We start from the raw sequence: 25,343 nt of genomic DNA, 5'->3' as shown, positions 1-25,343 counted from the left end.
CCAAAATCGGCCGCACCCGAACTAGCCAACCGCCCTTTCCCCCAGAAGAGCCGTCTGCGCTTTCCCCACGTCGGGTCATGACTGCCCGTGCCATGACGCAGAAGGTGACCTCCGTGAAGAACCGCTTCCTCCATGCCCCCGTCGTGCTCGTCACGGCCCTCGCACTCGGCGGCTGCGGCGCGCTGCCGGGCGTGGGCGGGGACTCCACCACCACCGTCACCGTGTGGCTGATGAAGGACAGCGCCTCCGACGAGTTCGTCGAGCGCTTCACCGACGCGTACGAGAAGGAGCACCCCTCGGTGAAGCTCGACGTACGGATCCAGGAGTGGACCGGCGTCGGCCAGAAGGTGACCGCCGCCCTCAAGGCCGGTGAGGCGCCCGACGTCATCGAAGTCGGCAACACCCAGGTCGCCCAGTACGCGGCCAGCGGCGGACTGCTCGACCTGACCCTGGAGTCGCTGCGCGACTGGGGCAGCAAGGACTGGCTGCCGGGCCTCGCGGAGCCCGGCAGGGTCGACGGGGTGCAGTACGGCATCCCCTGGTACGCGGCGAACCGCGTCGTCATCTACCACAAGGACCTGTTCGAGGCGGCGGGCATCACCAAGGCCCCCAAGACGCGCGCCGAGTGGCTGAGCGACACGGAGAAGCTCAACACGGGCGCCACCCAGGGCATCTACCTCGCCGGACAGGACTGGTACACCCTCGCCGGGTTCATCTGGGACGAGGGCGGCGAGCTCGCCCAGGAGAGCGCCGGAGAGTGGACCGGCACCCTCGCCACGCCCGCCGCGCTGCGCGGCATGGACTTCTACCGCCGCCTCCAGGCGCTGGGCGCCGGGCCCAAGAACGCCGACGAGGCCACGCCCCCGCAGGCCGAGGTCTTCGCCAAGGGCAAGGTCGCCCAGATCATCGCCGTCCCCGGCACCGCCAAGGCCATCCAGAAGGCCAACCCGGCCCTCGCCGACAAGCTCGGCTACTTCCCCATCCCCGGCAAGACGGCCGCGAAGCCCGGCGCGGTCTTCACCGGCGGCTCGGACCTGATCGTGCCCAAGCGGTCGGCCCACCACAACGAGGCCGTACAGGTGGTCAAGGCGCTCGCCGGGGAGAAGTGGCAGCAGGACCTCGCCGCCACCATGAGCTATGTCCCCAACAAGCCCTCGCTCGCGGCCGCCGTGGAGAACCAGGCGGGCACGGCCGCGATGGCGCAGGGCGCGGCCCAGGGCAGGGCCACGCCCAACTCGCCCCAGTGGGCCGCCGTCGAGGCCGACAACCCGATCAAGCCGTACATGACCGCCGTGCTCACGGGCGCCGACCCGAGGACGGCGGCCAGGTCGGCCTCCTCACGGATCAGCTCGCTGCTGTTCCCGTGACGGCGCCCGCGCCGCCGAGGACCGCCAGCGACAGCGCGAACCGGCCGTCGGCGTCGGTCCACCAGTGGGTGGCCGTCAGCCCGGCGGCCGCCAGCTCCGCCCGGACGCCCTCGCGGCGGAACTTCGCCGAGATCTCGGTCCGCAGCTCCTCGCCCTCCGCGAAGCGGACCACCAGGTCCAGCTCGGGGATCTTCACCGTGAGGTCGGCGCGGGCCCGCAGCCGCATCTCGATCCACTCGTGCTCGGCGTCCCAGCGCGCCACGTGCGCGAAGTCGTCGAGGCCGAAGTCCGCGCCGAGCTCGCGGTCGATGACGGCCAGCACGTTCTTGTTGAACTCCGCCGTCACCCCTGCCTCGTCGTCGTACGCCCGCACCAGGACCGACTCCTCCTTCACCAGGTCGGTGCCGAGCAGCAGACTGTCGCCGGGCTCCATCACCGCGGCGACCGACGCCAGGAACTCGGCGCGCTCGGCGGGCAGCAGATTGCCGATGGTGCCGCCGAGGAAGACCACCAGGCGCGGGCCGGGGGCCGCGGGCAGGTCGAGCGGGCGGGTGAAGTCGGCGATCAGCGCGTGCACCTCCAGCTTCGGCCGCTCCTCGATCAGCGTCCGCGCCGCCCCGGTCAGGGCGCTCTCGCTGACGTCCACCGGGATGTACGTGAGCGGGTCGGGCAGCGCGTCCAGCAGCAGCCGGGTCTTCTCCGAGGAGCCCGAGCCCAGCTCGACCAGGGTGCGGGCGCCGGAGGCAGCGGCGATCTCGGCCGCGCGCCGCTCCAGGATCTCGCGCTCGGCGCGCGTGGGGTAGTACTCGTCGAGCCGGGTGATCTCCTCGAACAGCTCGCTGCCGCGGGCGTCGTAGAACCATTTGGGCGGCAGGGTCTTGGGCGTGCCCGTCAGCCCGTTCAGGACGTCGGCGCGCAGCGCGGCTCCGGTGGCGTCCTCGGGCAGGGTGCGGGTCAGCTGGAACGGGTGGGACTCGTGCACGAGGAAGGCTCCTTGAGGGGGGTCAGTACGACATCGGTACGGGTCGCGGCCAGCAGGGTGCGGTCGGGGACCTCGTGCCAGTGCGGGTCGTCGTCGTAGGGCTCGGAGGCGACGACCGTGCGCTCGCCCGGCCGGGCCAGGTACCACAGGGTGTCGCCCCAGGCCGTGGCGGCGATCGTCACGCCGTCCGTGAGCAGCAGGTTCAGCCGGGACTCGGGGGCCGCCCCGGCGACCTCGGCCACCGTCTCGGCGAGCGCCCGGCCCAGCTCGTCGCCCGCCCGCAGCCGGTGCAGCAGCAGCGCCCACACCAGCGCGGAGTCGCAGCGGGCCTCCAGGCGCAGCAGCTCCTCGGCGGGCAGCCCGGCGGCCAGGGCCGCCAGCGAGCCGGGCCAGCCGCGCACGGCGCCGTTGTGGCTGAACAGCCAGGGCCCGGCGGCGTAGGGGGCGGCGGCCGCCTCGTTGTCCGGGCCCGGCTCGGTGGCGTCCCGGACCGCGGCGAGCAGCGCGCCGGTGCGCACCACCCGGGCCAGGTCCGCGAAGGACGGGTCGGCCCAGATCGGGCCCGGCCGGCGGTAGCGGCCCGGCACCGGGTCGCCCTCGGCGTACCAGCCGACCCCGAACCCGTCGGCGTTGACCGTCCCGTACCGCTGTCGGCGCGGCGCCCAGGACTGCCGGTAGAGCGCGTGCGGCGGGCTCACCAGGAGCTCACCGAGGGTCGAAGGCTCGCCCACGAAGGCGATATGACGGCACATCAGGCGTCCCTCGCGGTCCGGAACCCGGCGAAGATCTGCCGCCGCACCGGAAGGTCCCAGTTGCGGAAGGTGCCCCGGCAGGCCACCTGGTCCACGGCGAACGAGCCGCCGCGCAGCACCTTGTGGTCGGGGCCGAAGAACACCTCCGAGTACTCGCGGTAGGGGAAGGCGACGAAACCGGGGTAGGGCATGAAGTCGCTGGACGTCCACTCCCACACGTCACCGATCAGCTGGCGCACGCCCAGCGGCGACGCGCCCGCCGGATAGGCCCCGGCGGGGGCCGGGCGCAGATGGCGCTGGCCCAGGTTGGCGTGCTCGGAGGTGGGGTCGGCGTCGCCCCACGGGTAGCGTCGGGAGCGGCCGGATGCCGGGTCGAACCGGGCCGCCTTCTCCCACTCCTCCTCGGTCGGCAGCCGCCGTCCGGCCCAGCGGGCGTAGGCGTCGGCCTCGTACCAGCTGACGTGGAGCACCGGCTCGTCCAGTGGTACGGGCTCGGTCACCCCGAACCGGCGGCGCAGCCACTGGCCGCCCTCCTGGCGCCAGAACAGCGGGGCGGTGAGCCCGTGCCGGCGCACCATGGCCCAGCCCTTCGGCTCCCACCAGCGCTCGTCGGTGTAACCGCCGTCCTCGATGAAGCGCAGATACGCGCCGCAGGTCACCGGGGTGGTGTCCAGGTGGAAGGCCGGGACGATGCGGTGGTGGGCCGGGCGCTCGTTGTCCAGGGCCCAGGGCTCGGCCGAGGTGCCCATGGTGAACGGGCCGCCGGGGACCAGCACTTCGCGGGGCAGGTCCGCGGTGGAGCCGGGCGGCGGCTCGGGGGCGGAGAGCGCGGCCGGGCCGGTGCGGAGCTGATGGGTGATCAGCATCGTCTCGTCGTGCTGCTGTTCGTGCTGGGCGATCATCCCGAAGGCGAAGCCCGCGTCGACGAGGCGGGAACCGCCCTCCAGCGGGGTGGACTCCAGGACGTCGAGCGCCCGCCCGCGCACCTCCGCGGCGTAGCGGCGCGCCTCGGCGGGCGAGAGCAGCGGCAGCGAGGGGCGGGAGGCCCGGGGGTGCTCGAAGGCGTCGTACAGCGAGTCGATCTCCGGGCGCATCGCGTCCCGCCCGGCGACGGCCCGCAGCAGCCACTGCTCCTCCTGGTTGCCGATGTGCGCCAGGTCCCAGACCAGCGGTGACATCAGCGGGGAGTGCTGGGCGGTGAGGTCGTGGTCGTCGACGCACGAGGTGAGGGTGGCGGTGCGCGCCCGCGCGGCGGTGAGGGCGTCCAGGGCGCGCTGCCGCAGCGCCCCCGGGTCGGTGGGGGCCGCTCCGGTGGGTACGGGGCCGGTCATGAGGGGGTGTCCTTCCCGGGTGCGGGCGCGAGGGGGATGTCCGCGGGGGAGAGGCCCCGTGCGACATGGCGGTCCGTGAAGGCGACGACCGCCGCGCGGACCTCGGGGGTGGCGCCGAGCCGGGGCAGTGCCTCCAGCGCGGCGGCGAAGCAGAGCGCGGCGGCCTCGCGCAGCTCGGGGTCGGCGAGCCCCGACCGGGCCGCGTCGGCCCACAGCGGGTTGCGCGGCGCGGGCGCCGAACCCGCCCTCTCCGCGAGCGACTTGACGGCGCGGTAGGCGGTCTCGGCCGCCTCCTGGTCGTCGAAGAGCGCGGTGGTCACGGCGAGCGGGACGATCCAGCCGTCCTCGCCGGGCTGCGCGTCGATCATGCGCAGCTCCAGGTGCCCGCGCGGCCGTACCGGCGGGAAGAGCGTGGTGAGGTGGTAGTCGAGGTCCTCGCGAGTGGCCGGGCGCGGCTCGCCCGAGCGCAGCCACTCCCGGAAGGTGAGCCCCTGGGGTGCGTCCCACGGCCCGTCGTCGCAGCGCACGCACATCACCGGCGCGTCCAGCACATACGCCGCCCAGGCGGCCCGGGGCTCGGCGTCCAGCGGGGGCGCGAGCGAGCGTACCGGGTCGATGTCCGCCCACACCGCCTGCCGGGAGGAGCGCCAGCCGGTCCGCTCGCCCTCCCGCCAGGGGGAGTTGGCGAACGCGGCCACCAGGACCGCGCCGAGGAGGTGGGCCAGGCGCCAGCGGCGTCCGAAGCCGAGCGGGCCCGGCTCCTCGTACCCGGCGTCGAGGCAGACCTGGACGGAGGCGGAGGCGCACATCATGGCCCGCCCGGCCGGGCCGGTCCGGTCGAAGTGGGCTTCCATGGCGTCGTAGCGGGGCTCGTGCAGGAAGCGGCGCGGCGGCTGCCACGGGTCCTGGCCGTGCCCGGCGAGAGTGAGGTCCCTGGCGCGCAGCGCGGTCCGGACGGCTCGCAGATCGGCCGCGACGGAGTCGACGCACTCCATGAGGGAACCGGCGGGAAGCGAGCTGAGCTCCAGCTGGCCGCCTGGTTCGACGGTGAGTGCCGACCGCAGGGGGAGCGCCCTCAACGAGGCGTAGGCGGCGGCGAGTCGGTCGTGCTCGACGGGGAGGCGGGGGTCGTGCAGATCATGGACGAGCCACTCCACTTCTACACCGACGGCACGAGGTGGGCCGGTCTTGAAGCAGATACATCGAAGCAGATCATCCGCTTCCGTTTCGGTGAACTGTCTGGTCAGCATGGTCGCTTCCCCAACTCGGGGGCCTTTTCGGTGCACTGTCCCACCTAAGCCACTGCCGTCTTCTCGCACAAGAGTGCCCATCCGGACGGAAAGTATGTTGCGGGAGTGTTCTCCTGGCGTCAACGATGCTAGATATGAGTGCACGACTGCGCGACCTCGCGCGCCACACCGTGAAGATCACCGAAGTCGGGGCGTACGAGACGCCCGCCGGTGCCACGGTCTCGATCGCCGCCTGGCTGGCGGCGGCCGTCGACGGAACCCGGCTCTTCGGCCCCGGCCCGGTGCCCGTGACGCCCGACACCGACCGCTCCAGCGTATGCGCGGTGACCGGCGAGAGCAGCCTGGAGGCGGCCCGGCGGCTGGTGGGCGAGGGATCCGGCGAGGTGGCCGTGCTGAACTTCGCCTCCGCACGCAACCCCGGCGGCGGCTTCCTGAACGGCGCCCAGGCCCAGGAGGAGGCGCTGTGCCGCTCCTCCGCGCTCTACGCGACGCTGCTGCGGGCGCCCGGATTCTACGAGCACCACCGCGCCGACCGCGATGTCTTCTACACCGACCGGGTGATCCACTCGCCCGGTGTGCCGGTCTTCCGGGACGACCGGGGCCGGCTCCTCGACGAGCCGTTCCGGGTCGGCTTCCTGACCTCGCCCGCGCCCAACGCGGGAGTGATCCGGCAGCGGACCCCGGAGGCGGCCGGCCGTATCCCGGACGCCCTGGCGCGGCGCGCCGAGCGGGTCCTGGAGACCGCCGCCGTCTGCGGCTACCGGCGGCTGGTGCTCGGCGCCTGGGGCTGCGGGGTCTTCCGCAACGACCCGGCGCGGGTGGCGGGCGCCTTCCACACCCACCTCACCGGCGACGGCAGGTTCGCGCGCCACTTCGACGAAGTGGTATTCGCCGTCCTGGACCGCACGGCGGACCGGGCGACGCTGAGGGCCTTCGAGCGGGTCTTCGCGACCGTCTGACCGGCCCCGGGACCGCCTGCGGGTGACTGTCGGCGCCGCGCTTGCGCCGGACGGCGCAGCGGACGCGGGCCCCGCGAGCGGACGGCCGCCAGGCTCGGGACATGATCATCCGAGCCTGCGCGGCGCTGCTCGCCGCCCTCCTGGCCGTCCTCGCCGTGCCCCCGCCCCTCTCCGCCGCCGACCCCGCGCCGCCCCGCACGGTCTCCGGCTGGCTGCCGTACTGGGACCAGGAGGGCGCCTACCAGGACGCCCTGCGCCACGCGGCCCAGCTGCACACCGTCAGCCCGTTCTGGTACCAGGCGATCAGCGCCGAGCGCATCGACGGCCACCCCGGCGCGGGCGCCCAGCGCGTCGTCGACGGGCTGCACGCGGCCGGGATCGCGGTGGTGCCGACCGTCATGGAGACCATGAAGCCCGGCGTCCTCGCCGCGATCCTGGCCGACCCGGCCCGCCGCGCCACGCACATCACGGCCCTGCTCACGGTGGTGGGCAGCCGCTCCTACGACGGCCTGGACATCGACTACGAGTCGATCGCCCCGACCGGCGACGCGGCCTACCCGGCGGTACGGGCGAACTACGCCACGTTCATCGCCGAGCTGTGCGCCCGGCTGCACGCCCTGGCCAAGAAGTGCGTGAGCACCGTCTCCCCGCAGACCGCAACCACCGGGCGCGTCTGGGACTACGCGGCGCTCGGCCGGGCCGCCGACCGGGTGCGGATCATGGCGTACGACCGGCACTGGTCGGGCGGCGCCCCCGGACCGCTCGCCGGGGTCGACTGGTACGAGGAGATCCTGCGCCGGGCCACCGCGCTGATCCCGCCCGACCGGATCGAGATGGCCCTGCCCGCGTACGGCTGGGACTGGCCCGCGGCCGGAGGCGGCCGCGCCCGGCACGTCACCTGGCGGGAGGCGGAGGCGCTGCGCGTCGCCGAGGGCGCGCCGTACCGGCTCGACCCGGTGTCGCAGACCCCGCACTTCTCCTACCAGGACGGGGACACCGCCCGCGAGGTCTGGTACCAGGACGCCCGGGGCGTCGAGGCCGACCTGCCGGTCCTGGCCCGCTACGGCGTGCGCAACACCTCCCTGTGGGCGCTGAACTTCGAGGACCCGGCGGTGTGGCCGGTGCTGGCCAGGACCTGACCGGCCGCCCGGCTCAGCCGTGGACCGTGGCCGTCGGGGTGTTCCAGCCCGAGACCCGCAGCCACGGGGCGGATCCGCGCAGGTCGGCGGTGCGGTAGGTGGCGGTGAGCGTCGTCGTCTCGCCGGGCCAGAGCGTGACCTGGTTGTCCGACCAGCGCACGGGCAGCACCGGGGCGTTCCGCGCGTCGACGAGGTGGACGTCGGTGAGCAGGGCCGGGGTGCTGCCCGGGCCCGTGCGGGTGAGGGTGACGGTCGTGGTCGAGGTGCCATCGGGGTGGGCGGTGGTCGCGCCGGTGGCGGTCACCGCCGCCTGCGCCATCGTGCTCAGCCCCTTCAGGTCGGCGTAGGCCGTGGTGGGGGTGTGGTACCAGTCGGTCTGCGCGTAGTCGAGGACGTCCGCCTTGGTGGAGAGCCAGTACACATTGCGGCTGACCTCCTTGCCGCTCGCGTCGGTGAGCAGCAGCCGGGCCAGGTAGGTGGTCGACAGCCCGCTCACGCTCGCCGGGACGGTCAGCGCGGTCGTCCTCCCCCCGTCGCCGCCCACGGCCACGCCCGTCGCCGTCCGGTCGTACCTCTGCGTCCCGTCCGTGCTGAAGAGCGTCACCCGGGCGGTGAGACCCGAGACGGGTTCGTGCCGGTTGTTCACCACCGCGACCGAGCGGTCGTCGTAGGAGTACTGGACGTGCAGCGGCTCGTTCGCCTTCTTCGCGCCGAAGTACGCGCCGCCCTGGTCGAGGCAGCGGTCCACCAACTGCCAGTGCAGGGAGGTCCAGCCGCTGTTGAACATCCAGTACACGACGCCGGTCGCGGGCTTGGACACGTCCTTGGCGTTGCGGGCGTACGCCTCGTACTGCGCGCGGACGTTCTCGTACTGGGCGAGCTGCGCCTTGCGCACATAGTCGTCCAGACCGCTGGGAGGGCCGTAGCGCCCGCTCAGCGCCGCGTCGTAGATGCCGAGGGTGGCGAAGACGGAGGAGGACGAGCGGTGGTACTGCTTGGCCGACGGGTTCTTCCAGAGCGTCTCCAGCTCGGCCGGTGACATCATCCGGCGCAGGGTGTCCAGGGTGGGCACGTCGGGGCCCGCGCTGGTCTCGGAGTTGAAGCCGGTCGCCCCGCCCTCCTGCTTGTTGTACCAGTAGTTCGGCGGCACCCAGTCGTACGGGCCGCTCATCTTCATGCCCGAACTTCCGCTGATGGGCGCGGAGTTGGCGGAGGCGGCGGCCACCACGGGCGTCGGCCAGTCGGCGGCCCGCAGCGCGTCCACGTAGTTCTTCTCGATCGTCGCGTCCGGGGCGAAGTCGCTGCCGATGAGGAAGGAGATCACACTGGGGTGGTCGCGCAGCCGGGCCGCCTCCGCGGCCATCGACGCCTTCGCGACCGGGTAGTCCGCCGCGCTCCACTTCTCGCCCGGCTCGCTCCCGTTGACCTGGCCCTCCCACTTGTCGCAGCACTCCCAGCCGGGGAGGGTGAGGATGCCGTAGCGGTCCGCGAGGTCGAAGAACTCGTCCGGTTCGATGTGCCCTTCGAGGCGGATGGTGTTGAGACCCAGGTCCAGCGCGTACGTGAGCCGGTCCTCCGCATAGGCGCTGTCCCAGCGCAGATACTCGTCCGGTGACCAGCCGCCGCCCTTGATCAGCAGCGGGCGGCCGTTGATCGTGTACTGGCGGGCGCCGTCCGCGTTGAGCGGCGCCTTCACGTCGCGGATGCCGAAGGTCTCATGCACGGTGTCGGAGGCGCTGCCGGAGACCGAGGCGGTCAGATCGAGCCCGTACAGCGCCTGCTCGCCCATCCCGGCCGGCCACCACACGCGCGGCGAGGCGAGGTGGAGCTGGGGGTAGGCGGCCGGGGTGAAGGTGACGGCCTTGGTCTCATGGGCGGCGAGGGTGACGTCCTGGCTGAAGGAGACCGCGCCGACGGTGCCGGAGACGGTCGCGGTGACGGGGCTCGCCGAGTCGTTGCGGGCCTGGGCCTTCACCGTCAGGTCGGCGCCCGCGAGGGACGGCACGACGAGCGCGGTCACCACGTGCGCGTCCCGCAGCGCCACCGGGCCGCCGCGCCGCACCAGCACGTCCCTGACGATTCCCATGTTCTCGTCCGGCGGCGGCTGGAGCCAGTCGATCCATCCCATGGTGAAGTGCTTCCTGGGATCGTTGGGCTGGACGCGGAACGCCACGGTGTTGGTGCCGGGCCGCACCGCCGAGGTGATGTCCAGCTCGTGGCGGGTGTAGGCCCCGGCGACCGCGGCCTTGTCCGCGAGCTGTCGCCCGTTGACGAACACGTCGGCGGCCGAGACGACACCGCTGAAGTCGAGGTACGTACGCGAGGAGGTGTCCGTGACGGTGAAGTCCGAGCGGTACCACCACGGGACGGTGAAGTCCGCCGTGGGAATGTTTTTCTGGTTGGTGGAGTAGAACGGGTCGGCGTACTTGCCGGCCGCGAGCAGGGCCGCGAGGACCGTGGAGCGCGGCCCCGCCCGGTACCAGCCTGCCGCCGGGTAGCCGGGGCTGGAGACCGCCGCCGCGGAGTCGGTGACCGCGGCGGTGGACTGGATGGCGTAGCCGGACAGCGCGGTCGTGCTGGGGGCGACCGCCGCGCGGGCGGCGGGAGTTGCCGGGTGGACGCCCGAGGCGAGCGCGAGGGCCAGGGTGAACGCGGCGGCCGCGGCGGTCCTTCTGCGGACGAAGAGTCGACGGTGGAACACGGAGGTCTCCCGGCATCCAGGTCAAGCATCCGTAGGTGTCCGGGCCGGCGAGCGGTCCGGCCAGCCAAGTTAGGAATCCTTACTAACCTGCACCCCGAAGGTAGAGATCTGAGCAATCCATGTCAACGACCGAGCCCCTCGAGGGGAGCCTCCTTGAGCCCCTCAGAGCGCGCCGTCTCGGCGAGAGCCAGGCCACGGCCGGGGCCGGGTCAACCGCCAAGGCCGGGTCATCGGCCATGGTGGGGAGGGCCAAGGCCGCCGCCGGGTCAACGGCCAGGGGCACCCGAGCGCGTCCGCCGCTCGAAGGTCACGTCCCGCGCCGTGTCCAGCGCCGTCGCCACCGCGCCGAGCAGCACCGCGTCCTCGCCCAGGGAGCTCGGCGCCACCTTCGGGCGCAGCGGGGTCAGGGTGCGCAGGGTCTCCCGTACGGTCCGCAGCAGCAGATCCGCGCTGTGCCCCACGCCCCCGCCGAGCACCACCAGATCCGGGTCGAGCACCGCCGCGACCGCCGCCACGGTGTGGGCCAGGCGCTCGCCCTCCAGCTCGACCGCCTTGACCGCGGCGGGGTCGCCGGCCCGTGCCGCCGCGAAGACGTCCTTAGCCGTCAGCGGCCCGGCCATGCCGTGCGAGCGCGCCGCCGCCACCACCGCGTCGCCGGACACGGCGTGCTCCAGGGTGTCCGGCTTCTGCCGTCCGGGCCAGGGCAGGAAGCCGATCTCGCCGGCGCCGCCGTGCGCCCCGGTGAAGAGCCGGCCCTCGCTGACCACGCCCATGCCGAGGCCGGTGCCGACCATCACGTACACGAACAGCCGGCTGCCCGCGCCGACGCCGAAGGTGTACTCGCCGAGCGCCGCAAGGTTGGCGTCGTTGTGCACCGCGAGCGGCACCCCGAGCCCGTCGCGCATCCGGTCGAACAGGCCGGTGCGGCCCCAGCCGGGCAGATGCTGGGCGTAGCGCACCCGCCGCTTCTCCGCGTCGTACACACCGGGCGTGCCGACGACCGCCTGGGCGATCTTCTCCGCGTCCACCCCGGATCCGGCGACCAGTTGGTGGGCTGTGGTGACCACCAGGTCCGCCATGGTGCCGGAGGTGCGGGCCTGGTTGCGGACCTCGGAGCGGGCCACCACCGCGCCGTCCAGATCCGCGAGCGCCACCCGCAGCCAGGCCCGCCCGATGTCGATGCCCAGCGCGTACCCGGCGGTCGGGTCCGGGGCGTAGAGCACCGCGGACCGGCCGCGCTCGGGGGTGTGCGTCCCGGCCTCGCGGACCAGGCCGGTGGCGGCGAGCGCGGCCAGCGCGCTGGAGACCGTGGGCTTGGACAGACCGCTCTCACGGGCGAGCTGGGCGCGCGACGAGGGGCCGCCCGCGCGCAGCCGGTCGAGCAGCAGCCGCTCGTTGCTGTTGCGCTGGCGCTGTGGGTTCCAGGGCTGCTCACCCTCGTCGCTGCTGGTCATCCGCTCATTCTCACGTATCGCTCCCGACGGTTTCCGGGCGACCTCTTGACGCTCAAAGTAAAGGTACTTAACTTGAGCACGCCCGGCGCGCCGGACCGACCGCCCCCGGCGAACCCGCCCTGTTGCCGGCCGACTTCACCAGCGCCCCAGCACCCCAGCACCCAGCGTCCCCAGCACCCAGCGTCCCCAGCCGCCCCAGGGAGGTCCCCTCGTGTCCGGAACCCCGCCGCCGTCCGGCGGCTTCGTCCGCCGTATCGGACTCTTCCAGGCCGTCGCCATCAACATGAGCCAGATGTGCGGCATCGGCCCGTTCGTCACCATCCCGCTGATGGTGGCCGCCTTCGGCGGGCCGCAGGCCGTCCTCGGCTTCATCGCGGGAGCGGTGCTCGCGCTGGCCGACGGGCTGATCTGGGCCGAACTCGGCGCCTCACTGCCCGGCTCCGGAGGTAGTTACGTCTATCTGCGCCAGGCATTCCAGTACCGCACCGGACGGCTGATGCCGTTCCTGTTCGTGTGGACGGCGATGCTCTTCATCCCGCTGATCATGTCGACGGGCGTGGTCGGCTTCGTCCAGTACCTCGGCTATCTGGCCCCGGACATGGGACGGACGACCGGGGACCTGGTCGGACTCGGGGTGATAGCGCTGGTCGTGCTGCTGCTCTGGCGCGGCATCGAGCACATCGCGCGCATCACCGCCGTGATGTGGACCGTGATGATCGCCTCGGTGACCCTGGTCATCGTCGCCTCGGCCACCCACTTCAGCGCCGATCGCGCCTTCACCTACCCCTCGGGCGCCTTCGAGCTCACCAGCGACCACTTCTGGCTCGGTTTCGCCGCGGGTCTCACCATCGGCATCTACGACTACCTCGGCTACAACACCACCGCGTACATGGGCGCCGAGATCAAGAACCCCGGCCGTACCCTGCCGCGCTCCATCGTCTTCTCGATCCTCGGCATCATGGCGATCTACCTGCTCCTCCAGATCGGCACCCTCGGCGTCATCGACTGGCAGCGGATGACCGACCCCGGTGACATCGCCTCCACCTCGGTGGCCTCCGCCGTCCTGGAGAAGACCTGGGGCAAGGGCGCCGCCGACGTCGTCACCGTCCTCATCCTCATCACGGCCTTCGCCTCCGTGTTCACCGGTCTGCTCGGCGGCTCCCGGGTGCCCTACGACGCCGCCCGCGACCGCGTCTTCTTCCGCCCGTACGCCAAGCTCCACCCCCGGCACCGCTTCCCCACCCTGGGCCTGGCCACCATGGGCGTGATCACGGCGATCGGCTTCCTCATCGGCCGCCACACGGATCTGGCGACGCTGATCCAGCTGCTCACGACGGTGATGGTGCTGGTCCAGGCGCTGGCCCAGATCGCCGCGGCGACGGTACTGCGCCACCGCCAGCCGTCCCTGCCCCGCCCCTACCGGATGTGGCTCTACCCGCTGCCCAGCCTGGTCGCCCTGGTGGGCTGGCTGGTCATCTACGGCTACGCCGACAAGAACGCTCCCGGCCGCCACCCGATCGAATGGTCCCTGGCCTGGGTCGCGCTGGGCTGTGTCGCGTTCCTGGCGTGGGCACGTTTCGAGAAGGTGTGGCCGTTCGGGGCGCGGGAGGTTCGGGAGGAGTATCTGGAGCGGGGGGTGGGGGACGAGGTGTCCGCGTGACTCCCGTGGGATCGGCTGGGTCCGGAGGCGCGGGGATCGGGTCGTAGGATCCGGGGCATGATTCGGGCAGTGGCCTTCGACGTCGGCGAGACCCTTGTGCGGGACGACCGTTACTGGGCTTCCTGGGCCGACTGGCTCGACGCTCCCCGGCACACCGTGGCCGCCCTGGTCGGCGCCGTGGTCGCCCAGGGGCGGGACAACGCGGACGCGCTGCGGCTCATCCGACCGGACATCGACGTGGCTGCGGAGTATGCGGCTCGCGAGGCCGCCGGCCGGGGCGAGTTCCTGGACGAATCCGATCTGTACCCGGACGTACGCCCCGTCCTGACGGCTCTGCGTGAGCGGGGCGTACGGGTCGTGATCGCCGGGAACCAGACGACTCGCGCCGCCGAACTCCTGCGGGCACTCGATCTACCCGCCGACGTGATCGCCACGTCCGGCGAGTGGGGCGTGGCCAAGCCCTCAACGGCGTTCTTCGAGCGCGTCGTCGAAGCCGCGCGGACTTCACCGGACGAGACGCTGTACGTCGGCGACCATCCGGCCAACGACATCGGCCCCGCCCGCGCCGCGGGCCTGAAGACGGCGCACCTGCGGCGAGGGCCATGGGGCCATCTGTGGGCGGACACGCCCGAGGCGGCGGCTGCGGACTGGCGGATCCGCTCACTGAACGAGCTCGTTCGCATCGTCACCGGGTAGCCGACACCCGGGCTGCCCCAACCCGGGCTGTGGGGACAGCAGTTCACGTACGCGCGGTCTGTACGCATGGGTACCGTTCGTCGTGCAGCCCCGAACGGAGTTCAGTATGCCCGCCGACCGCGCACGCGAGGTGGGGCAGCGCATCGCCGCCACCCGCCGCTCCCGCCGCATGACACAACAAGACCTAGCCCGCGCCTCCTTTGTCTCCCTCGCCATGGTCAAGGCTGTCGAACGAGGGGCCCGGATGCCGGGCGATTCCTCTTTGGACGCTCTGGCGGACGCCCTTGGCGTCGACCCGTCCGTGCTCCGTACCGGCTACGCGCGCACGGAGCACCGCGTGCACCGGGCCCTGCCCGCGATCTCCGCCGCGCTGGCCGCGTACGACGTCCCGGCGGGCCCGCCGACCCGGACGCTGCCCGAACTGTGTGCGGCGGCGGACGAAGCCGTGAACTGGCGTCTGGGGGCCCAGTACGGCCGCATCTCGCAGGTGATTCCGGGCCTCTTGGAGGACAGCCTTCGTTCCCTGCTTGTGGAGCGGGGCGCCCAGGAACGCCGCGCCGCCGCGCTGGTCGTCTCCGCCGCGCGGACCGCCGACGCCGTGGCGTTCAAGTTCGGTGCCCATGACCTCTCCGCCCGTCTGGTGGACCTGATGAGGTGGGCCTCGCTCCGGGCCGAAGAGCCGCTGCTGGCGGCCTCGGTGGCGTACGTGCGGACGGAGACGTTCTTTGCCGCTCGCGCCCACAGGGCGGGCCTGCGTGCCCTGGAGGCGGCCATCGACGCCAGTCCGGCGCCCGATCGCGACAGGGCAAGTGCGGCCCGTGGGTCCCTGCACATGCGAGCAGCCGTCATCGCGGGCCGGGCCGGTGACGCGGAGGCAGCCGACAGCCACCTCGACGAGGCACTGCGACTGGCCGACCGGCTCCGGGAGGACGTCTACGACGGCACGGCCTTCGGCCCCGACTCCGTGCGCGCCCACGAGGTGTCGGTCGCCGTGAGTCTGGGCAGCGACTACGCCGAACGGGCCCTGAGGACCGCCCGCGAGTGGAAGCCGCCGAACGGGATGCCCGCTGAGCGGCGCTCCGGGTTCTCCATCGAACTGGCCCGCGCCCAGTTGTGGGCCGGCCGCATGGACGATGCCTTCGAGTCGCTGAAGGCCGCGCGCCGTATCGCCCCGCAGCACACGCGTGAGCACCCGTGGGCCCGTGAGACAGCGGCGACGCTGCGCCGGCTGAAACGGGCCGACGCCGAGTCGTTGACGCACTACGCGGAGTGGATCGGCGCGATTGAGCAACCCCGCCGGGGGATCTGAGGGGATACAGGCTGTAGCACTTGTGCCCCTGCCACGAGTCCATCCTCCGTTCTGTCCATATGGCATGGCGAAGGGGAGATCCGGTGAGCAGGCACACATCCGAGGGGCCGGCCCTCGTGGCGTCACGGTGGGGCGTCGAAGCGGGTGACGTATGAGCGACACCGGTGAAGCCGCGGACCCGGCGCGGTACCGCCACTGCGAGGTGTGCCACGAACCCGGCGCCGACACCCCCACCCGCATGCTCGTCGGCGACACCGGCGGTGACCACACCAGCTACGCGCACGCCGGGTGCGCCGCAGCGGCCGGAGCCGGGGGGATCACGCCATGATGGCCCGCGCCCACAGGGTCGTCACGGACTGGCTCGCCTCCGCGCACCCCGTCCCCGCCCAGGCCCGACGCGAATTCGCCGTAGGTATTGCCCTCGTGCCGACCGGCAAGAAGTTCGACGCGATCCGCCTGCCCGCGCCCATCGTCCACACCGCCGCAGGCAGCGAAGACCCCGACGTCGTCGCCGCGTTCCTCGCCAGAACCCTCCCCGGCGGAGCCGTCATCCACGACGCGTACGGCGTCGGCGTCTGGTACTACGCCCTCGCCCCGCCCGGCACCCATGCCGGGTGGCGGGCGCCGGACGCCGAATGCCTGCGCCCGGGGACCTGGCTCGGCGTACCCCGTCCCGACCTCACGGCGCGCCCCGGCCCGCACTGGGCCCTGCCACCACTCCGGGCGGGCAGTGTCTGCGCGGCCGGGGCCGTCGACGAGTTGGTGGCGCTCGGGCGAAACGGCGGCACCCTCACGCCGGGTGCCGCGCCCCCATAGCCTCCCACCCCACCGACTTCGGCCAACCCCCGGACCGCGCCCCCGCCGCTTCTGCAAGGATGCCGAACGCGATGAGCGATACAGCGAAGCAGCCGCAGCAGTCGGAGCAGCCTGCCGAACGTCCGGTCCCGACCAGTGCCGACGTGGCCCGGCTGGCCGGTGTCTCACGGGCCACGGTGAGCTATGTCCTCAACAACACCTCGGCCGTACGCATCAGCGAGCCCACCCGGGTGCGGGTGCGCGAGGCCGCCCAGGAGCTGGGGTATGTGCCGCACGCGGCGGCCCGCAGTCTGCGGGCCGGGCGTACCCGGATCGTGCTGCTGCCCAGCGGGCACATCCCGGTCGGGCCGCTCTACGGCCGCTTCCTCAACGAGTTGCAGTGGGCGCTGCGGCGCCTCGACTACACCGTGGTGCAGTACGGCAGCCTCGGCATGGGAGCCGACGACGCGGCCCGCGCCTGGGCCGAGCTGCGCCCGGTCGCGGTGATCTCGCTCGGTGAGACCGAGCTGACCGCGCAGGGCGTCGAGCTGCTGAAGCGGTCGGGGGCGCGCGCGGTCGTCACCCTCGGGCCGCAGCGCGTCGAGGGCGCGCACTCGCTGCTGATGGACCAGCGCGCGATAGGCCGGTGCGCGGTAGATCACCTGGTGGAGCGCGGCCACCGCCGCATCGGCGTCGTGGTGCCGGCCGAACCCGGCCTGGAGCTCTTCTCCACCCCTCGCCTGGCGGGCGCGCGCAAGGCCGTCGCGGGCACGGACACGGTGGTCGAGCCGCTGGAGCTGGCGTACGAGGAGGAGGCCGCGGCCGCACTGGCCCGGCGCTGGCGGGGGCTGGGCCTGGACGCGGTGTTCGCGTACAACGACGAGTACGCGATGCTCCTGATGCGCGCCCTCCAGGACGCCGGCGTCGACGTTCCGGGGCAGGCGGCGATCGTCGGCGCCGACAACCTCCTGCTGGGCAGCCTCCTGCGGCCCCGGCTGACCACCGTCAACATCGACATGGTCGCGGGCCGCCACCTGGCCGAGCTGGTGGACGCGGCGGTGCGCGACCCGGCCACGGTGGGGGAGCGCGGGGACCTGATGGGCGCGAGCCTGGTGCGGCGGGAGTCCACCTAGCGCGCGGAGCAGGTGGGGAAAATCCGCCAACAGCGGAGTGGCACCCGCCGCCCGCCGCCTCCGCGCCCCTACCGTCCCCCCATGCACCCCTCCCGCTTCGTCATCCTCATCGTCCCCTCCCATGTGGAGACCCGCGGCACCGCGTCGGTCGCCGACAGCGCCGTTCGCTCCGCCCTCGTCGAGGCGACCGGCGAGACCGGTGAGACGGGCTACCCCCGCTACGCCGGGCACGGCATCGTCGCCGACGTGGACCCCGCCACCCGTACCGTCGAGGCGATCCTCGTGGACGGCGCCGAGCTCGACTACGGCCTCACCGCGCTCGTCGCCCCGGAGTGACCCAGCACCGCCAGCTCCGCCGAGATCGCCCCGGCCGTCGCCCGCAGCTCCGGCAGCACCGCCCGCACCATCTCCTCCGCGCTCCCACGCCCCGCGTGCTGCGCCACGTTCACCGCCGCCGCCACCCGCCCGTCCGCCCCGAGCACGGGCACGGCCAGCGACCGCAGACCCTCCTCCAACTCCTCGGCCACCAGCGCGTACCCCTCGTCCGCACACCGCTGGACGACCCGCGCCAACTCGGCCGCCGACGTCACCGTGTTCGGGGTGAGCGCGGGCAGCCCGTCCGGCAGCGGCGGCCGCTCGCCCGGCGCGAGACCGGCCAGCAGCACCCGGCCCATCGACGTCGCGTACGCCGGGAACCGCGTCCCCACCGTGATGTCGACGCTCATGATCCGTACGGTCGGGACACGCGCCACATAGCGGATGTCCGCCCCGTCGAGCACCGCCATCGAGGCCGACTCGCCCGTCCGCGCCACCAGGCGCGCCAGATGCGGCTGGGCGACCTCGGCGGGCCCGAGCGCGGACAGCCGGGCACAGCCCAGTTCGAGCACCCGGGGGAGCAGCCGGAAACGGCGCCCGTCGCAGTCCGCGTAGCCCAGGTGTACGAGAGTGTGGAGCGAGCGCCGTACGGTGGCCCTGGCCAGGCCGGTCGCCTCGGAGACGGTCGTGAGCGTCAGCCCCTCGCCCCGGTCCGCCCCCAGCGCGCACATCACCGCGAGCCCCCGGGCCAGCGACTGGAGGAACCCGGGCCCGAGCTCCTGCTTGAGCCCGGCGGACGCCGTGACGAGAGCGCCCGTCACCGGATCCGGCTCCGGCGCGCGCCGCTTGGCGAGCGCCGCCTCCATGGCGTCGCGCGCCTCGCGCAACCGGGGGAGCGCCGTGTCGCGCAGGGAGGCGGGCGTATGTCTGCTGGTGTGGCTCGCCACGCTCACCGCACACACCGTCGCGCCCGCCGCGTCCCGTACGGGCACCGCCACCGCGATCAGCCCCGGCTCGATCAGCTCCTCGTCGAGCGCCCACTCCAGCGCCCGGTCGGCGAAGAGCGCGCCCGGCGCACAGCGGTCGGCGGGCAGCAGGTCGCCGATGCGGAAGGCGAGCGCCATCCTGCGGCGGCGGGCTGCCGCCTGGAGGACCACGCGGACGCCCGGCCCGTCCGGCACGGCCACCGACACGGACTCGTCCAGCTCGTCCGCGAGCGCAGCCACCGGCGGACCGAGCGCCGCCGGAATCCCGCCGGCGCGCAGATAGGCGCCGGACAGGGCCATCAGACGCGGCGCGAGCGCCACCTCCCGGCCGTCGGCGCGGACCAGGCCGAGCCCGTCCAGGGTCGCCACCACCCGGTCCACCGTCGCCCGGGCGAGACCGGTGGACCGTACGAGCGCGCCCCGGTCCAGGTCGCGCGCGGCGAGCGCGCGCAGCACCGCGAGCCCGCGCTCCAGCGGGCCCACCGACGGGTCTTCGGACACGTGTCCTCCAAGGGCCGTTGACAGCGCGCCCGGCCGGGCCGACACTCGGCACTGATTGTGAACCAAAGTTCACTGGGCGAACAGAGTGCGTCGGACCGGAAGCGTCGCCCACCCACGCGGAGCACGGCCGACCGAGCAGCGGGAGAGAACCGATGAGCATCCGGGACGTCTACATCGTCGACGCCGTGCGCACCCCCATCGGCAAGTTCGGGGGCGCGCTCTCCTCGGTGCGGCCCGACGACCTGGCCGCACACGTGGTGAAGTCGCTCGTCGGCCGCTCCCCGCAGCTCGACCCGGCCCGGCTCGACGACGTCTACTTCGGCGACGCCAACGGCGCGGGCGAGGACAACCGCGATGTGGCCCGGATGGCCGTGCTGCTCGCCGGGCTGCCGGTGTCCGTTCCCGGTGTCACCGTCAACCGCCTGTGCGGCTCCGGCCTGGAGGCCGTCATCCAGGCCGCCCGCGCCATCGCGCTCGGCGACGCGCACATCGCGGTCGCGGGCGGTGTGGAGTCGATGTCCCGCGCCCCGTGGGTGATGCAGAAGCCCGAGCGCGCCTTCCCGGCCGGCCACCAGCAGCTCTGGTCCACCACCCTCGGCTGGCGCATGACCAACCCGAGGATGCCCGCCGAGTGGACGGTCGCGCTCGGCGAGGGCGCGGAACTGATCGCGGACCGCCACGCGCTGACCCGCGAGCAGCAGGACGCCTTCGCCCTCGACAGCCACCGCAAGGCCGCCGAGGCCTGGGCGAAGGGCCTGTACGAGGACGAGGTCGTCCCGTACGAGGGCGTCGACCTGGTCCGCGACGAGTGCATCCGCGAGTCCTCCACCATGGAGGCGCTCGCCCGGCTCAAGCCCGCCTTCCGCGAAGGCGGTTCGGTGACCGCGGGCAACTCCTCGCCGCTCAACGACGGCGCCGCCGCGCTGCTCCTCGTCGACGAGGAAGGGCTGCGCGCCACCGGCCGCGAGCCGCTCGCCCGCATCCGCACCTCCGCGGTCACCGGCATCGAGCCGCAGCTCTTCGGCCTCGGCCCGGTCGAGGCGGTGCGCACCGCGCTGGCCAAGGCGGGCAAGGGCCAGCGCGACCTGCGCGTCTTCGAGCTCAACGAGGCCTTCGCCGCACAGTCCTTGGGGTGCCTGGCCGAGTGGCCCGAGCTGGATCCGGCCGTGGTCAACCCGCGCGGCGGCGCCATCGCGCTCGGCCATCCGCTCGGCGCCTCGGGCGCCCGGCTGGCCGGCGCGGTGGCCCACCAACTGGCCGCCGCGGGCTCGGGCGTGGGGCTTGCCGCCCTCTGTATCGGCGTCGGCCAGGGGCTCGCCCTGGTCCTGGAGCGCTGAACGGGAGCCGACCGGGCGCCGAGGACGGCCCGCGTGAGCGGATCGCAGCCTTCCAGTTCAACTGCCGTACGCCTCACGGATGCTGCCGGTGACTCAGGTGTGACGGGAGCGAGTCGTTTCTCCACGGGACCGGACTAGGATGCCGCACGGGACTTCCCCGCGATCATGGCTTCCGCTCGATCACGCGTGAGACTGGAGATCCTTCATGACCCTGCTCGACCCCAAGACCTGGCAGTCGCGCACGCTGTCGGGGGGTGAGTACGAGGTCACCGAACCCGCCACGGGAGAGGGTCTGGGCACGCTCACCCTGGCCACCGCCGACGACATCGCGGCGGCCGTCGCGGCGGGCCGCACCGCCCAGCCCGGCTGGGCCCGCTCCCCGCACCTCGCCCGCGCGGCCGTCCTGCGCCGCGCGGGCGACCTGTTCACCCACTACGCCGACGAGCTGCGCGAATGGCTCGTCCGTGAGTCGGGCTCGATACCCGGCAAGGCCGACTTCGAGCTGCACGTGGCCGCCCAGGAGTGCTACGAGGCCGCGGCGCTCGCCTCCCGGCCGCTGGGCGAGGTGCTGCCGAGCGAGGAGCCGAGGCTCAGCTTCACCCGGCGCGTACCGGTCGGGGTGACCGGCGTGATCGCGCCGTTCAACGCCCCCCTCATCCTCTCCGTCCGCTCGGTCGCGCCCGCCCTCGCGCTCGGCAACGCCGTGGTCCTCAAGCCCGACCCGCGCACCGCCGTCTGCGGCGGCCTCGCGCTCGCCGCGGTCTTCGAGGAGGCCGGGCTGCCCGAGGGGCTGCTGCACGTGGTGCCGGGCGGCGCCGAGGCCGGACAGGCCCTGGTCGCGGACCCCGGTGTGCCGGTGATCTCCTTCACCGGCTCGACCGCCGCCGGACGCAGGGTCGGCGAGGCCGCCGGGCGGCTGCTCAAGCGCGCCCATCTGGAGCTCGGCGGGAACTCCGCGCTGGTCGTCCTGGAGGACGCCGACATCGGGGGCGCGGTGGCCCAGGCATCCTGGGGCTCCTTCTTCCACCAGGGCCAGATCTGTATGACGACCGGCCGCCACCTCGTGCACGCCTCGCTCTACGAGGAGTACGTGGAGCGGCTCGCCGCCCGGGCCGACGCGCTGGCCGTGGGCGACCCGTACCGCGAGCAGGTCCACCTCGGCCCGCTGATCGACCGGTCCCAACTCGCCAAGGTGCACCACCTGGTGGAGGCCAGCACCGCCCGTGGCGCCCGGCTCGCCGCGGGCGGCACCCACCGGGACCTGTTCTACCGGCCGACCGTCCTCGCCGACGTCGACGACGCCACCCCGGCCTACGCGGAGGAGGTCTTCGGGCCGGTGGCGCCCGTACGGCCGTTCCACACCCTCGACGAGGCGGCCGCGCTGGCCGCCGACGGCCCGTACGGGCTCTCCCTCGGCATCGTCACCCGTGACACCGCCCTCGGCCTGGAGCTCGCGGACCGCATCCCCACGGGCATCGCCCACATCAACGACCAGACGGTCAACGACGAGGCGGTGGCGCCCTTCGGCGGCGTCGCGGCGTCCGGAACCGGTGCGCGGTTCGGCGGCGCGGCGAACGTGGAGGCGTTCACGGAACTGCGCTGGACGACGGTCCGGCGGGAGCCGGCTGGGCATGGTTTCTGAGGGCAGGAGGTCGGCTGCGGGTCGTCTGTGGCTGGTCGCGCAGTTCCCCGCGCCCCTGTAGGGCTGCCGGTGCCGCCTGCTCCGGCCGTCCACCGCGCTCCTATGCTGACGCGGTGCACAACGTGATCAGCGGCTTCCTGCCCATCTGGGCGCTCACCGCCTGCGGCTGGGGCGCCGGGCGCTTCAACGTGCTCGGCGACCAGGCGCAGCACGTGCTGGGCCGGTTCGCGTTCACCTTCGCGATGCCGTCGCTGCTGTTCCTGACGATGTCACGCTCGCACCCGGGCGACCTGGCCCGCCCGGGCGTGGCCGTCTTCGCCGCGAGCCTGCTCACGGTGTTCGCGGCCGGGCTGCTGGTCAGCCGCTGGATGTTCCGCCGCAAGCGCGGCGAGCAGGCGATAGGCGCGATGGCCGCGTCCTATGTGAACTCCGCGAACCTGGGCATCCCGGTCGCCGTGCACGTCCTGCACGACACCTCGTTCATCGTCGCCGCCGCGCTCTTCCAGATGCTGTTCATCACGCCGCTGATCCTGGTCCTGATCGAGCTGGACGTACGGCGGCCCGGGCGCGAGCGGTGGACGCGCATCCTCCAACTGCCCTTCCGCAACCCGGTGATCGGGGCGTCCGCGCTGGGCCTCGTGGTCGCGGGGCTCGGGCTGCGGCTGCCCGCCGAGGTGGTCTCGCCGCTCCAGATCCTCGGCGGCGGCGCCGTCCCCTCCGCGCTCTTCGCGCTCGGCATGTCGCTGAACGCGCGCGCCCGGCCCGACGCCGACGGCCGGGCCGAGCGGCTGATCCTGGTGGGGCTGAAGGTCGCGGCGCAGCCCCTGATCGCCTACGCGCTGGGGCGCTGGCTCTTCGGGCTCGAGGGGCACGCGCTGTTCGCCGTGGTGCTGTGCGCCGGGCTGCCGACCGCGCAGAACGCCTTCATCTTCGCGTCCGAGTACTCCCTGGACACCGAGCTGCCCAGGGACACCGTGCTGCTCTCGACACTCCTGTCGATGGTGTCCCTGTCGCTGATCGCCTGGCAGCTGGGCTGAGGCCGGCGGCCCCCTGACACGAGGGGCCGCCGGGGCGCGGGCCCTACTGCGCCTTGTCGGCTTCCTCGACCGACTTGCGGACCTCGTCCATGTCGAGGGCGCGGGCCTGGCCGATCACGTCCTCGAGCGCGGCCTCCGGCAGCGCGCCGGGCTGCGAGAAGATCGCCACGTTGTCGCGCACGATCATCAGCGTGGGGATCGAGCGGATCTCGAAGGCCGCCGCCAGCTCCTGCTGGGCCTCGGTGTCCACCTTGGCGAAGACCAGGTCGTCGTGCCGCTCGGAGGCGGCCTCGTAGACCGGGCCGAACTGCCGGCAGGGACCGCACCAGGAGGCCCAGAAGTCGATCAGGACGAAGTCGTTGTCGGACACGACCTGGTCGAAGTTCTCCTTGGTCAGCTCCACAGTCGCCATCACGCACTCCCTCTTCCTGGCCTCACCGTGAAGCCGATTCGCACAACGGCGGCCGCCGTCGTGGTATTCCGTGTGCATCGTGCCGACCGGGCGCCTGCCCCTGTGGCTCCGAGGTACTCATCCCACCAGACTGTGCCTATGACGGAAGCTCTGGAATACGACGTGGTGGTGCTGGGAGCCGGACCGGTGGGCGAGAACCTCGCCGACCGGGTGCGGGCGGCGGGGCTGAGCGCCGCCGTGGTGGAGAGCGAGCTCGTGGGCGGCGAGTGTTCGTACTGGGCGTGCATGCCCAGCAAGGCGCTGCTGCGGCCGGTGATCGCCCGCGCGGACGCACGCAGGGTGCCGGGCCTGCGCGGCAGCGTGACGGGCCCGCTGGACGTGCCGGCCGTGCTCGCGCACCGCGACGAGTACACCTCGCACTGGAAGGACGACGGGCAGGTGCGCTGGCTGGACAGCATCGGCGCCCACCTCTACCGCGGCCACGGCCGCCTCTACGGCACCCGCAAGGTCAGCGTCACCAGCCCCGAGGGCGAGCACCACGTGCTGACCGCCCGGCACGCGGTCGCGGTCTGCACCGGCAGCCGCGCGGTCGTGCCCGACCTGCCGGGCCTCGCCGACGCCAGGCCCTGGACCAGCCGCGAGGCCACCAGCGCCCAGCAGGTGCCCGGCCGTCTGGTGGTCGTCGGCGGGGGAGTGGTCGGCGTCGAGATGGCGACGGCCTGGCAGGCGTTCGGCGCCCAGGTGACGGTCCTGGTGCGCGGCGAGGGGCTGCTGCCGAAGATGGAGCCGTTCGCGGGCGAGCTGGTCGCCGAGGCCCTGAAGGAGGCGGGTGCCTCCGTCCGTACGAACGTGAACGTGTCCGAGGTCGTACGGGAGGGTGGCGGCGGCCCCCTCACGGTCGTCCTGGACGACGGCGGGCGCATCGAGGCCGACGAGATCCTCTTCGCCACCGGCCGCGCCCCGCGCACCGACGACATCGGCCTGGACACCATCGGCATGGAGCCCGGCTCCTGGCTGCCGGTCGACGACTCCTGCCGGGTGGCGGGAAGCGACTGGCTGTACGCGGTGGGCGACGTCAACCACCGGGCGCTCCTGACCCACCAGGGCAAGTACCAGGCGCGGATCGCGGGCGCCGCGATCGCCGCCCGCGCGGCGAAGGTCCCGCTCTTGGAGACCGACCCGTGGGGCGCCCACGCCGCCACCGCCGACCGCGCCGCCGTCCCCCAGGTCGTCTTCACCGACCCCGAGGCCGCCTCGGCGGGGCTGACGCTGGCCGAGGCGGAGGCGGCCGGACACCGCGTCCGGGCCGTCGACTACGACATGAGCGGAGTCGCGGGCGCCGGTCTGTACGCGGACGGCTACCGGGGCCGCGCCCGGATGGTCGTCGACCTGGACCGCGAGGTCCTGCTCGGCGTCACCTTCGTCGGCCCCGGCGTGGGCGAGCTCATCCACTCCGCCACGGTCGCGGTCGCCGCGGAGGTCCCGATCGGGCGGCTGTGGCACGCGGTACCGGCGTACCCGACGATCAGCGAGGTGTGGCTGCGCCTGCTGGAGGCCTACCGGGACCAGTAGCCGCCGCCGTGGA

General features: G+C 73.3%; 22 protein-coding genes. 14 read left to right on the top strand and 8 right to left on the bottom strand.

What is annotated here, in order from left to right; translation table 11 throughout:
* Positions 1–113 precede the first annotated feature (113 nt).
* On the top strand, positions 114–1,367 hold the full coding sequence (locus ABD236_RS14800; protein WP_344074246.1) for an extracellular solute-binding protein: 1,254 nt from the start codon (positions 114–116) through the stop codon (positions 1,365–1,367).
* Here the strand turns inward: ABD236_RS14800 and egtD are convergent.
* Genes egtD through egtA form a run of 4 tightly spaced genes read right to left on the bottom strand, consistent with a single transcriptional unit; the run spans position 1,345 to position 5,682 of the window.
* Positions 1,345–2,349 carry an L-histidine N(alpha)-methyltransferase gene (gene egtD, locus ABD236_RS14795; RefSeq protein WP_344074094.1) on the bottom strand — a complete coding sequence of 335 codons (1,005 nt, stop codon included), beginning with the start codon at positions 2,347–2,349 and terminating at the stop codon, positions 1,345–1,347. The genes ABD236_RS14800 and egtD overlap by 23 nt on opposite strands.
* The gene (egtC, locus tag ABD236_RS14790; RefSeq protein ID WP_344074093.1) at positions 2,322–3,101 is read right to left on the bottom strand and encodes an ergothioneine biosynthesis protein EgtC; all 780 of its coding nucleotides are present in this window, start codon (positions 3,099–3,101) and stop codon (positions 2,322–2,324) included. The genes egtD and egtC overlap by 28 nt, the downstream gene beginning before the upstream one ends.
* Complete coding sequence (gene egtB / locus ABD236_RS14785; RefSeq protein ID WP_344074092.1) at positions 3,101–4,432, bottom strand: ergothioneine biosynthesis protein EgtB; 1,332 nt, start codon at positions 4,430–4,432, stop codon at positions 3,101–3,103. Before egtB ends, egtC begins: the two co-directional genes overlap by 1 nt.
* Positions 4,429–5,682 (bottom strand): ergothioneine biosynthesis glutamate--cysteine ligase EgtA, encoded by a 1,254-nt coding sequence (gene egtA / locus ABD236_RS14780; protein ID WP_344074091.1) that lies wholly within the window; start codon positions 5,680–5,682, stop codon positions 4,429–4,431. Before egtA ends, egtB begins: the two co-directional genes overlap by 4 nt.
* A 134-nt stretch (positions 5,683–5,816) precedes the next feature.
* Here egtA and ABD236_RS14775 point away from each other — a divergent pair, with 134 nt between their 5' ends.
* Positions 5,817–6,641, top strand: a complete 825-nt coding sequence (locus ABD236_RS14775) for a TIGR02452 family protein (protein ID WP_344074090.1) — start codon at positions 5,817–5,819, stop codon at positions 6,639–6,641.
* 101 nt (positions 6,642–6,742) lie between these two features.
* Positions 6,743–7,780, top strand: a complete 1,038-nt coding sequence (locus ABD236_RS14770) for a glycosyl hydrolase family 18 protein (protein ID WP_344074089.1) — start codon at positions 6,743–6,745, stop codon at positions 7,778–7,780.
* Positions 7,781–7,793: 13 nt separating this feature from the next.
* Here the strand turns inward: ABD236_RS14770 and ABD236_RS14765 are convergent, their stop codons facing one another.
* Positions 7,794–10,481, bottom strand: a complete 2,688-nt coding sequence (locus tag ABD236_RS14765) for a glycoside hydrolase family 2 protein (protein WP_425543869.1) — start codon at positions 10,479–10,481, stop codon at positions 7,794–7,796.
* Positions 10,482–10,747: 266 nt separating this feature from the next.
* Complete coding sequence (locus tag ABD236_RS14760; protein WP_344074088.1) at positions 10,748–11,935, bottom strand: ROK family protein; 1,188 nt, start codon at positions 11,933–11,935, stop codon at positions 10,748–10,750.
* Positions 11,936–12,146: 211 nt separating this feature from the next.
* Here ABD236_RS14760 and ABD236_RS14755 point away from each other — a divergent pair, with 211 nt between their 5' ends.
* From ABD236_RS14755 to ABD236_RS14725, 7 genes are all read left to right on the top strand, one after another.
* Positions 12,147–13,595, top strand: coding sequence for an APC family permease (locus ABD236_RS14755; RefSeq protein WP_344074087.1), 1,449 nt, complete (start codon positions 12,147–12,149; stop codon positions 13,593–13,595).
* A gap of 57 nt (positions 13,596–13,652) precedes the next feature.
* A complete protein-coding gene (locus ABD236_RS14750) occupies positions 13,653–14,291 on the top strand; it encodes an HAD family hydrolase (protein WP_344074086.1) in 639 nt (212 codons plus the stop codon).
* A gap of 106 nt (positions 14,292–14,397) precedes the next feature.
* The gene (locus ABD236_RS14745) at positions 14,398–15,600 is read left to right on the top strand and encodes a helix-turn-helix domain-containing protein (protein ID WP_344074085.1); all 1,203 of its coding nucleotides are present in this window, start codon (positions 14,398–14,400) and stop codon (positions 15,598–15,600) included.
* Between the two features lie 151 nt (positions 15,601–15,751).
* Complete coding sequence (locus ABD236_RS14740; RefSeq protein ID WP_344074084.1) at positions 15,752–15,928, top strand: hypothetical protein; 177 nt, start codon at positions 15,752–15,754, stop codon at positions 15,926–15,928.
* Positions 15,925–16,416 carry a hypothetical protein gene (locus tag ABD236_RS14735; protein ID WP_344074083.1) on the top strand — a complete coding sequence of 164 codons (492 nt, stop codon included), beginning with the start codon at positions 15,925–15,927 and terminating at the stop codon, positions 16,414–16,416. Before ABD236_RS14740 ends, ABD236_RS14735 begins: the two co-directional genes overlap by 4 nt.
* Positions 16,417–16,487: 71 nt before the next feature.
* Positions 16,488–17,528 (top strand): LacI family DNA-binding transcriptional regulator, encoded by a 1,041-nt coding sequence (locus ABD236_RS14730; protein ID WP_344074082.1) that lies wholly within the window; start codon positions 16,488–16,490, stop codon positions 17,526–17,528.
* Between the two features lie 81 nt (positions 17,529–17,609).
* Positions 17,610–17,864, top strand: coding sequence for a hypothetical protein (locus ABD236_RS14725; RefSeq protein WP_344074081.1), 255 nt, complete (start codon positions 17,610–17,612; stop codon positions 17,862–17,864).
* Here ABD236_RS14725 and ABD236_RS14720 read toward each other — a convergent pair.
* Positions 17,831–19,330: an IclR family transcriptional regulator domain-containing protein gene (locus ABD236_RS14720; RefSeq protein ID WP_344074080.1), complete on the bottom strand. Its 1,500-nt coding sequence runs from the start codon at positions 19,328–19,330 to the stop codon at positions 17,831–17,833. The genes ABD236_RS14725 and ABD236_RS14720 overlap by 34 nt on opposite strands.
* 152 nt (positions 19,331–19,482) lie before the next feature.
* On the opposite strand from ABD236_RS14720, the gene ABD236_RS14715 reads away from it, so the two are divergent.
* The 3 genes from ABD236_RS14715 (at position 19,483) to ABD236_RS14705 (ending at position 23,346) form a co-directional block, all read left to right on the top strand.
* Positions 19,483–20,667, top strand: a complete 1,185-nt coding sequence (locus ABD236_RS14715) for a thiolase family protein (protein WP_344074079.1) — start codon at positions 19,483–19,485, stop codon at positions 20,665–20,667.
* Between the two features lie 205 nt (positions 20,668–20,872).
* Positions 20,873–22,309: a benzaldehyde dehydrogenase gene (locus tag ABD236_RS14710; RefSeq protein ID WP_344074078.1), complete on the top strand. Its 1,437-nt coding sequence runs from the start codon at positions 20,873–20,875 to the stop codon at positions 22,307–22,309.
* A 113-nt stretch (positions 22,310–22,422) separates the two neighbouring features.
* The gene (locus ABD236_RS14705; protein WP_344074077.1) at positions 22,423–23,346 is read left to right on the top strand and encodes an AEC family transporter; all 924 of its coding nucleotides are present in this window, start codon (positions 22,423–22,425) and stop codon (positions 23,344–23,346) included.
* Positions 23,347–23,389: 43 nt separating this feature from the next.
* Here ABD236_RS14705 and trxA read toward each other — a convergent pair whose 3' ends face one another.
* Positions 23,390–23,758, bottom strand: coding sequence for a thioredoxin (trxA, locus tag ABD236_RS14700; protein WP_344074076.1), 369 nt, complete (start codon positions 23,756–23,758; stop codon positions 23,390–23,392).
* 138 nt (positions 23,759–23,896) lie between these two features.
* Between trxA and ABD236_RS14695 the strand changes: the two genes are divergently transcribed.
* Complete coding sequence (locus tag ABD236_RS14695; RefSeq protein ID WP_344074075.1) at positions 23,897–25,330, top strand: dihydrolipoyl dehydrogenase family protein; 1,434 nt, start codon at positions 23,897–23,899, stop codon at positions 25,328–25,330.
* Positions 25,331–25,343 lie beyond the last annotated feature (13 nt).

This window comes from Streptomyces crystallinus (assembly GCF_039521265.1).
In the GTDB taxonomy this organism is placed as follows: domain Bacteria; phylum Actinomycetota; class Actinomycetes; order Streptomycetales; family Streptomycetaceae; genus Streptomyces; species Streptomyces crystallinus.
The sequence above is the reverse complement of the archived record's forward strand: the minus strand, read 5'-3'. Positions and strand labels throughout refer to the sequence as shown.